Below are 8,503 nucleotides of genomic sequence, written 5' to 3'. Positions count from 1 at the left end.
CTGTGAGGCATTTGCTGTGATCCTGATTTGATGATGTTATGAAATCTCCGCCTACATTTACCTTATCCTTTTCATTTGTCATTACAAGGTATCCGGTACTGTATCCGTATGTTGTTTCATTTTTATCATTAACTGACTTTGTCTGGATTCTGTAATCTCCCTTTACATCAAGTGTTCCTCCGTTGAGGATCACCTTGCCTCCTGCCTGTATGAGATTTCCATTTACAGTAAGCTTGTGTCCGTTAAGGTCAAGATCACCTGAAACAAGATAGAAATCTCCCTCGATAGTTGTATCTTCGGACATAGCAGGTACAGGATCTCCTGCTCCGTTTATACGTATCTTGCATCCAGTGTCAATGACTTCATTAGCATTGACCGGTGACGACGACGCAACACCATCTTCGCTGGTATTAGTGATCCTGAGAATATTTAAATTCCTGACAGAGTAAAATGACTGTCCTTTTTCACCATTCAATTCTATCTCGTGAATTCCTGACGGGTAAAATTCGCCGCCCGAAACAGAAAAATCGCCTTTGACCTTTATGGAACCGGCAGTCATCTGATAACCTTGTGCTTTTCCACCTTTAAACTCAAAATTTTTATTTACAATTATACTATCATTGGCATTGGTCATGTTGAGAGTACCATAATTCATAGTAAAATTCTCACATATAAGCTGACCTTTTGATATAACAATAGAACCATTATCGACTGTTACATCACCATGAACAATAAGTATGTTACCATTTAAATTAAGTGTGCCGCTTGATATTACAAGATTTCCTACCTCTGTTTTCTTTGAGAGAGTAGTATCAGAAGAAATCGTTAGATCCTCAAAATCTGATGCAGTTTCTGAAGCTGCATTTGTCTCTTCTGATGCAGCAGCTGCTTCGCCTTTATTTACATCTGTCGAAAGCACGGCTGAAGCTTTGCTTCCGCCGCTGTCACTCTCAGCATGAGCATCAATAAAAGGCTGAGCATTTTGTCCGGCAAACTCAGCAGCCATTACAATGGCCGTCACCTGACTAATGATCCTTTTCAAAATTGGCTTCATAAATAATTTCCTCATTTCGTTTTTGCATTAACATGAACAATCAGTTTTCACTTGTTTTCTTACCGTCAACTACGTTAATGATCTTAGTGATATTACCGTTTGCATCGTATTCATACTCAATATAATTCTTCTCGTCATGAACTACTTTCACAAGTCTTCCGAGATTATCATATTCATATGAAAGTTTGCCTACCTTATCTGATGGAAAAGTTATATCAGGTACGGTAGTTGTTACAATTGCCGTACTGGTTGTGACCTTTGTTGTCACAGATGAAACATCGGACGAAACACCGGAAGTCGGCGTTTCCGGATTTCCCGGCTTATTATCGTCAGGATCTTCAAGAATAGTATCAAACAAAGTACATCCAAACATTACACAAGCAACAAAACAACTAAAAAGAATATATTTCAGTTTCTTCATCATTTTCATATCACCTCCTGTTCCTTTTCAGAAGACCTTCTGCTCAATAAAACATAGCTCCTTCATAGTATCGCATTTTATGAAATCTATAAAAACTATTGCATAGATCTCCATCATAATATTCAATATCTCCTACGGAATCCTTCATCTGAAATAAATCCCGAATGCTAAGAATGCAGTTTCAAGCTAAATATAATTGAATAAACAATTATATTGAAAAAGACAATAACTGTTAAATGCCTAAAATACTGACCATTTACGGCATACTGTATTTTAGCTGATATAAAATACTATAATTTATGCATAAATATAACAAATTAATTATATCACATTTCCACTAAAAACACAATATTTCAAAGGCTGTCAGTCCTATCCTAAATGCCAAAAAAGTATTAACTTCAAGAAGAATATTAAGGTAAAATGCAACAAATAATTAAGTCTCAGCTTCTAATACACCTATATTTCATTCTGCTCAACAATGGAAGTATTAAACTCCAAAAGCATTTTTTAAGCTTGCATCTGAGGTCCTGCCAGGCAAAGAGGATTGGTATAGGAAAAAACCGAGGACTACATCTGTTGACGCTGTAGAAGAATTGAGACGTCCCGATTATGTATCGGACCATTTCCCCATAGTGCTCCGCAAGAATGGTCTGATAAAGATACGATTCCATTACCTGCGGCACAGCTGTTTAAGTCTGCTCCTTGCAAACGAAGTTCAGATGAAGCTGATAAAGCAGCGGCTCGCTCACAGCGACATAAGTACAATAACGCCCTGCAAGGTATAAATCCTGCAGGGCGTTTCTTTATTATAGAGCTTTTCAAAAGAGTATATTGTCATTGTGGCGCACACCATAATGCTGAAATGGACTTGTGCGGAATAGTTTACAGGTGTGCCAACAGACTACGGCTATTGCACAGCAATGCTCAAATTTCCAAACCGTTAATCCAATCTTTGAGCGATGCTGCCGATGTTCCACTGTTCAGCACCTTTCCCTCGATCAGCTTTGTATCAACGGCTACACTGCTTTTCAGCGCTTTTGCTGTTCCGTTGATGCCGCTTCCGCCGGAAGTTGCAAACAAAACAATGGCCTTTCCGGAGAAGTCATAACTTTCAAGGAAAGAGTTTATGATAGTCGGTGCTGTATACCACCAAACGGGGAAACCTACAAAAATCGTGTCATAGTCTGTGATTTTAGCGTTTGTGTCAGCAAGTTCGGGACGTGATGACTTGTCGTTCATCTCAACGCTGCTGCGTGACTGCTTGTTCTGCCAGTTCAGATCTGCACTTGTGTAGGGAACGGCAGGGCGTATTTCATAGAGGTCTGCACCTGCTGCTTCTGCCAGATTCTTTGCAAGCCTTGCAGTATTGCCGCTTGCGGAAAAATATGCTACTAATTTCTTGTTCATAAGATTACCTCCGTTATAATGTTTTTCCCATTTTGTATGCTTGTTCGGGGTATTGGCTCGACCGTGTCATGGACGGACTTCCGCAGCCATAGCCAAGCACCATACCCATATCTTCAAAATTGATATAGCGCACCAGCGTTTTGTAATGAGCTGTCAGTGCATCAAATGTCCAGTCATCGGCGTTCCACGCAACCGTCAGCAGTGCCGACTTCAAGTGCCTGCGGTTCAGGCTGCTGTTATATGCACAGAAACGGTCAACCACTATTTTCAGCTGTGCGCTCATTCCGTAGTAATAAAGCGGAGTAGCAAACACCACCATATCGCAGGAAAGCAGTGCTTTGCGGATATGCTCGTTATCATCACTCTGAACGCAGTCACCCTCGTAACCGCAGGCAACACAACCTGTGCAGGTATGAATATCTGCATGACAGACATCTATCACTTCGACACTGTGACCGCTTTCCTCTGCGCCCTTTTTGAAACTATCAACGAGTATGCTCGTTGAACCTTTTAGGTTAGGACTTCCCATAAGTATTACTATTTTCATTTTGCACCTCACCTTTCTACAATACCATTTTCTTTGAGCCATTCGGATATATCATCAAGTGTACTGCCGCCGTGTGAGCAGAATGGTATAATGGTCTTTCCTGTCAGATCGCAGCTTTCAAGGACGGTCGCTGTCGGCATCGGTATAGGTGTTCACCAGTTGTGTAACTTCTGACAGTACATATCCAGCAAGTACAAAAAACATAAGCATTGCAAGATTTTGCAGTATAACGAGCCACTTTGCCGTGGTGTAGTCAAGAAAAGCAAAGTGAGTTCTGAATGTGATATAGTTTATGATACCGTTTTTCAAAAACAGCCACAGCCCCACACCCGAAACACCTGTAAGTATCACCTTGAATATGATCTTTCCATTTTTAGGCAGCTTTGCGATCATAGCTTTCATATGCAGACCGATATGCACTCCCATAAGAATGAATGACCAATAGGACATTGCAAGGTGCAGTGTTCTTGCTGTCATAACGTTGATAAGCCCATACATAAACGGAACTGCGTGTCCGCTCATGGACATTCCGCTTAGTGCTGTCAGAGCGATAGCCGCAAGAATCAGCGTATTGACTGCTGTCATAGCGATACGGTAGGGCGAATACTTCCCCTTGAAAACAGCTTTATACCATTTTCGGTTGAGGATATGATGAAGTATCAGTGTTACAGTCATGGCAATTCCAAGCCATTCATGCAGTTTGTTGCCAGTCACTTGAAAAGCCATAAGAAACAGCAAAAGTACTGTCAGCACCATATCAACTATCCTTTTGATGATGTTTGTAGTCTTAGCCGGCATAACAGCCCTCCCTGTTTGATTCATATCATTTATCCGGTCCTGTATTTCGCTCTCGGAGCGTATCCGCTGTCAGATTGCCGCCGATTGTTCCGTCGTTGTCACAAGCCCAAGCACCGCGGGCGATCTTTGGTAGATTTTCCATTATAGTACCCTCTTTAAATTTTCTGACTGCCTGTTGACCAGACGTGTTTTTCATTTTTGTTTGCAGGCTTGTTCTGCGCCATTACTCCTGCAAGCGCATGAGGCACATAGGGTTCTTCAAGATAGGCGATCTCATCTGCACTCAACTCTGAATCCACCGCCTTTGCAGCGCCCTCAATATGGTGCAGCTTTGTCGCACCTACAACGGGAGAAGTCACCTTTGTCAGCAGCCACGCAAGGGATACTTCAGTCATGGAAACTCCGTGCTTTTCGGCAAGTTCAGCCACACGCCTGATTATTATCTCGTCCTGCTCTTTGGTGGTATCATACTTGAATTTTGCGTAGCTGTCCTCCTCTGCACGTTTTGAAGTTTCGCCGGGAAGTCGGGCAAGTCTGCCGCTTGCAAGAGCACTGTATGGTGTCATAGCGATATTGTCCTCAGCGCAGAGCATAGCCATTTCTCTCTCCTCCTCACGGAAGATAAGATTGTAATGTCCCTGTACACTGACGAACTTTGCAAATCCCTCACGCTCTGCAAGTGCATTTGCCTTTGCAAGCTGCCAAGCATAGCAGTTGGAAATGCCGATATACCTTGCCTTTCCTGCCTTGACTATTCTGTTGAGTCCATCTAAAATGTCATAGACAGGCGTATTCCAGTCCCACATATGGTAGATGTAAAGGTCAACATAGTCCATTCCGAGGTTTTGCAGGCTCTTGTTTATCATTCGCTCGATGTGTGCCTGACCGCTGATACCTGCTTCAATATCCGCAGGAGTTCTCGGCAGGAATTTTGTTGCAACAATGACTTCATCACGTTTTGCAAAATCTTTGAGCGCTCTGCCCACATACTGCTCACTTGTACCCGATTGGTAGGCTATTGCCGTATCAAAGAAATTCACGCCGAGTTCAAGTCCACGCCTGATTATCTCACGGGAATGCTCCTCGTCTATCGTCCACGAATGCTGTCCGTTTGCTGCATCACCGAAGCCCATACAGCCCATACATATCCTCGAAACATTCAGATCTGAATTGCCAAGTCTTGTGTATTTCATTTTGTACCTCCCAATAACTGCATCACGCAGGAATAAATGATCTCATAAATGCTGTGCATCTTAAAATCCATTTTTGCATCACGCATGGCGTCAAGCTGTTTTTGTGTAGCTACTGAATACGGATATACGCCGAACAGGAACGGAAAGAATACGAAGATAAAGCTCTCGCAGTCTGTTTCGGGGAAAAATTTTCTGACACATACTCTCACTGCATCAAGAGAAGCGCCGTAAGCAACTTTGAACTCCGTCAGCCGTTGGGGGCGTGAGTTTTCCTCCATATCGTAATGATTCATCGAAAGGAGTTTCAGAAGCTGCCCGTGTTTTTCAAGAGAGTGTGCAAGTGCTGATGAAAACTCCTCAGTGGTCATAGTTTTATTCTTCTCCGAAAGATCATTCAGTTCCGCCGCCCACAGCTCGTACTCACGCTGCATCAGGGCAAGGAAAATTTCCTCTTTTGTCTGAAAGTAATTGTATATGGACGGACGGGAGAAGCTGGTCTCAACGCTTATTTCTTTGAGGGTAATCTCCTTGAAGCTCATGGTCTGATAGAGCTTTTCACAGGCATTTATTATCTCCTCTTTTCGTGAAGCCGTCAGCTCCGCTGAACCTTTTGGCATAGTACATTCTCCTTCTTCTTAATCACGATCAGTGTTTCTTCGCATAGATATTGCCAGATATGCAGACGAACTATCTATTCTGACATCGTGTCACTATAGATAGTATAGCACTGTTCTGACATGGTGTCAATATATATTATGGAAATTTAAGATTTTCAGCATTATCAACAAAGTATAATAGTACGTATAGGGCATATCAAACAGAAGGGTATCCCTCAGATTTTCATTTTTTCATTCGGCACCAAGGCGGCAAAAGCTTGGTATTTCAGGCTTTTCACCGCATATCATTTTTTTAGTCTTGCAAATATGCCAAAGTACGCCATTTTTGATACAATCATAAGGACGTTTTCTTTTGGTATATCTGGATTTACACTTATATTTCTGTATATCATAATGTATTAGCAATATGTTTTACATTAAGAAGCCACATTCACTCATTACAAAACTACTCCCTGTGTTTAATACACAGGGAGCTTTTTTCATTTCTATCCATAATTATTTAATATTCGTTTTATGCAAGGCTTGTATAATACTTTTTATATGCCTTTGGCACTTCTACAATGACGTATTCATCATGGTCAAACAGGCTCTTATGCAGAAAGTCTGTATTTTTCATGATATGAATTGTAAGCACCGATAAATTGTTCGGAACGCTGTGCTTTCAGTTCACTCAGGTATACATGGCTTCTCATGCTGGACTTGGCTATCTGTATGATAGATACCGCTATATTGGAGCAATGGTCGGATACTCTCTCGCAGTTGATGAGCAGGTCGGACAGATAAACGCCCAGTTCAGGGCTGCATTCGCCCTTGCGAAGTCTGTCGATATGTTTATCCCTGATCGCAGCGGTGAGATCATCAATGACTTCTTCAAGGGGCTCAACATTCAGTGCAATTTCGGTATCATTACCTGCAAACGCATTGACTGTAAGTCCTGAGATCTCTGTCAGTGCGGCAAATAGCGTTGAGAAATCGTCCTTCGCACTGTCTGAAAAGCTCTGACTGTTACGTTCCATTTCCTGCGCTATCTCTATCATATTGATAGCGTGATCGCTGATACGTTCAAAGTCGCTGATCGTGTGCAGAAGCTCGGTGACAGTTTTGCTGTCCTCGTCTGTCAGGCTGACTGCTGATAATTCCAGCAGGAACGTGGAGAGCTGATCTTCCATTTCATCAAGGAGCTGCTCCTTTTCCTCCACGCTAAGCACAGCCTTCTCTGAAAAATCAAACATTGCCCGAAGTGCTTCATGCAGTGCGTCCTTTGCTCCCTGTGCCATGTCTACCGTCTTTTCTCTGCACTGTGAAACAGCGAGGGGCGGTGTGGCGATAAGTCGCTTATCGAGAAGAACAGAAACCTCGGCTTCTTTGGAGTCGTGTACCAGCTTTTTTGCCAGCTTTACAAGCTGGTTGGAGAACGGCAGGAGTATCAGCGTAGTGACTATATTGAAAATGGAGTGAACAGCGGCAATTTCAACCGCACCAATCGGCTTATCCACAAAGCTGAAATGAATGAACGCATCAAGTCCGTAGAATACGGTAAGGCAAATTACCGTGCCTAATAGTTCAAAAGGAGAAAGTAAAAATGAACAATGCAGATCATAGGATATAAGGAATATCAGCACACCAAGCAGTACCATGATCTTGATAACATCGTAGATGAAAAACTGCACACATCCGCCGAGCTTTCCGCTTGTATCAAGACCGCAGGCGTTCAGCACAGAGCCGATCAGCCTGTTCAGCCATTTCATACCGAGAATTTCGTCTTGTACGAAGTCCCAAATTCCCATAAAGCACCTCTTTTTATAGATAAATTGAAATCAGTCTATTCATCGACCAGATAAAAAGCCGTATTTTTATGCGGCTCTATTACTCGTTTATCAGCTTTTCAGCGATCAGCACAGCACTCTCTATCATCTTCGGGCATTCAGTCGCAAATAGCCCCTTTGCTCTTGCATAAGCCTTTCCCTCATCGGTGGCAATATCGCAGTCAAGCAGCTCACGGCAGATATACGAGCCGTTCTGTTTCGCAAATTCATCCAGAAAACGCACGGCATAGCTATTTGCCCTCTGCTTGCTTTCATAGTCGCCGTCCTCGCACATACCGTATTTCAGCCCCAAAGCCATAAGCGCACCCGTACACGCTCCGCAGACCTCAGCCTTGCACATACCGCCGCCGAAGCAAGCTCCGACTCTGAGTGCCTGTTTCTTCGTCATTCCAAGCTCCTCGGCAAATGCCGCCAGCACCGCCTGAGAGCAGTAGTACCTTTTTGAGAAGAGCTCACTTGCAATTTCTGTATGTTTCATAGTAACCTCCAATAAATATATTTGAATTTATCTATATTTACCCCAAACAAATATCCGTGTTCCCACGGACATTTTATTTACAGTTCGTATAGATAAATTCGAATATATTTATTGGAGGTAAACTATGAAACACACAGAAATTGCAAGCGAGCTTTTCTCAAA

At 42.7% G+C, this 8,503-nt stretch carries 10 protein-coding genes and 1 pseudogene; 1 reads left to right on the top strand and 10 read right to left on the bottom strand.

The genetic code is table 11. The features are described from left to right. Both K5677_RS09195 and K5677_RS09190 read right to left on the bottom strand, forming a co-directional pair. Positions 1-1,042, bottom strand: a pseudogene (locus K5677_RS09195) (hypothetical protein); the annotation flags it as partial. A 52-nt stretch (positions 1,043-1,094) separates the two neighbouring features. Beyond that, positions 1,095-1,484, bottom strand: a complete 390-nt coding sequence (locus tag K5677_RS09190; RefSeq protein ID WP_296727136.1) for an RHS repeat protein — start codon at positions 1,482-1,484, stop codon at positions 1,095-1,097. A gap of 584 nt (positions 1,485-2,068) precedes the next feature. Here K5677_RS09190 and K5677_RS09185 point away from each other — a divergent pair. Further along, positions 2,069-2,260: a tyrosine-type recombinase/integrase gene (locus K5677_RS09185; RefSeq protein WP_296727134.1), complete on the top strand. Its 192-nt coding sequence runs from the start codon at positions 2,069-2,071 to the stop codon at positions 2,258-2,260. A gap of 139 nt (positions 2,261-2,399) precedes the next feature. Here the strand turns inward: K5677_RS09185 and K5677_RS09180 are convergent, their stop codons facing one another. The 8 genes from K5677_RS09180 to K5677_RS09145 all read right to left on the bottom strand — a co-directional run bounded on the left by K5677_RS09180 (position 2,400) and on the right by K5677_RS09145 (position 8,341). Beyond that, positions 2,400-2,882, bottom strand: coding sequence for a flavodoxin (locus tag K5677_RS09180; RefSeq protein WP_296727131.1), 483 nt, complete (start codon positions 2,880-2,882; stop codon positions 2,400-2,402). A gap of 13 nt (positions 2,883-2,895) precedes the next feature. Continuing rightward, positions 2,896-3,429: a flavodoxin family protein gene (locus tag K5677_RS09175; RefSeq protein ID WP_296727129.1), complete on the bottom strand. Its 534-nt coding sequence runs from the start codon at positions 3,427-3,429 to the stop codon at positions 2,896-2,898. Between the two features lie 8 nt (positions 3,430-3,437). Next, positions 3,438-3,569 (bottom strand): hypothetical protein, encoded by a 132-nt coding sequence (locus tag K5677_RS09170; RefSeq protein ID WP_296727126.1) that lies wholly within the window; start codon positions 3,567-3,569, stop codon positions 3,438-3,440. Further along, positions 3,547-4,227, bottom strand: a complete 681-nt coding sequence (locus K5677_RS09165) for a hypothetical protein (RefSeq protein ID WP_296727122.1) — start codon at positions 4,225-4,227, stop codon at positions 3,547-3,549. The genes K5677_RS09170 and K5677_RS09165 overlap by 23 nt, the downstream gene beginning before the upstream one ends. A gap of 155 nt (positions 4,228-4,382) precedes the next feature. Further along, the gene (locus K5677_RS09160; RefSeq protein WP_296727121.1) at positions 4,383-5,420 is read right to left on the bottom strand and encodes an aldo/keto reductase; all 1,038 of its coding nucleotides are present in this window, start codon (positions 5,418-5,420) and stop codon (positions 4,383-4,385) included. Next, complete coding sequence (locus tag K5677_RS09155; protein ID WP_296727118.1) at positions 5,417-6,037, bottom strand: TetR family transcriptional regulator; 621 nt, start codon at positions 6,035-6,037, stop codon at positions 5,417-5,419. Before K5677_RS09155 ends, K5677_RS09160 begins: the two co-directional genes overlap by 4 nt. Positions 6,038-6,627: 590 nt before the next feature. Beyond that, positions 6,628-7,824, bottom strand: coding sequence for a PhoU domain-containing protein (locus K5677_RS09150; RefSeq protein WP_296727117.1), 1,197 nt, complete (start codon positions 7,822-7,824; stop codon positions 6,628-6,630). A gap of 79 nt (positions 7,825-7,903) precedes the next feature. Beyond that, a complete protein-coding gene (locus tag K5677_RS09145) occupies positions 7,904-8,341 on the bottom strand; it encodes a C-GCAxxG-C-C family protein (RefSeq protein ID WP_296727114.1) in 438 nt (145 codons plus the stop codon). Between the last annotated feature and the right edge of the window lie 162 nt (positions 8,342-8,503).

This window comes from Ruminococcus sp. (assembly GCF_024684275.1).
This window is presented reverse-complemented; position numbering and strand designations above follow the sequence as displayed.

What these genes read in the sequence shown, in the direction of transcription:
- K5677_RS09190 (WP_296727136.1), bottom strand. Translation starts at nt 1,484, where the DNA reads ATGAAAATGATGAAGAAACTGAAATATATTCTTTTTAGTTGTTTTGTT.
- K5677_RS09180 (WP_296727131.1), bottom strand. Translation starts at nt 2,882, where the DNA reads ATGAACAAGAAATTAGTAGCATATTTTTCCGCAAGCGGCAATACTGCA.
- K5677_RS09175 (WP_296727129.1), bottom strand. Translation starts at nt 3,429, where the DNA reads ATGAAAATAGTAATACTTATGGGAAGTCCTAACCTAAAAGGTTCAACG.
- K5677_RS09170 (WP_296727126.1), bottom strand. Translation starts at nt 3,569, where the DNA reads ATGCCGACAGCGACCGTCCTTGAAAGCTGCGATCTGACAGGAAAGACC.
- K5677_RS09165 (WP_296727122.1), bottom strand. Translation starts at nt 4,227, where the DNA reads ATGCCGGCTAAGACTACAAACATCATCAAAAGGATAGTTGATATGGTG.
- K5677_RS09160 (WP_296727121.1), bottom strand. Translation starts at nt 5,420, where the DNA reads ATGAAATACACAAGACTTGGCAATTCAGATCTGAATGTTTCGAGGATA.
- K5677_RS09155 (WP_296727118.1), bottom strand. Translation starts at nt 6,037, where the DNA reads ATGCCAAAAGGTTCAGCGGAGCTGACGGCTTCACGAAAAGAGGAGATA.
- K5677_RS09150 (WP_296727117.1), bottom strand. Translation starts at nt 7,824, where the DNA reads ATGGGAATTTGGGACTTCGTACAAGACGAAATTCTCGGTATGAAATGG.
- K5677_RS09145 (WP_296727114.1), bottom strand. Translation starts at nt 8,341, where the DNA reads ATGAAACATACAGAAATTGCAAGTGAGCTCTTCTCAAAAAGGTACTAC.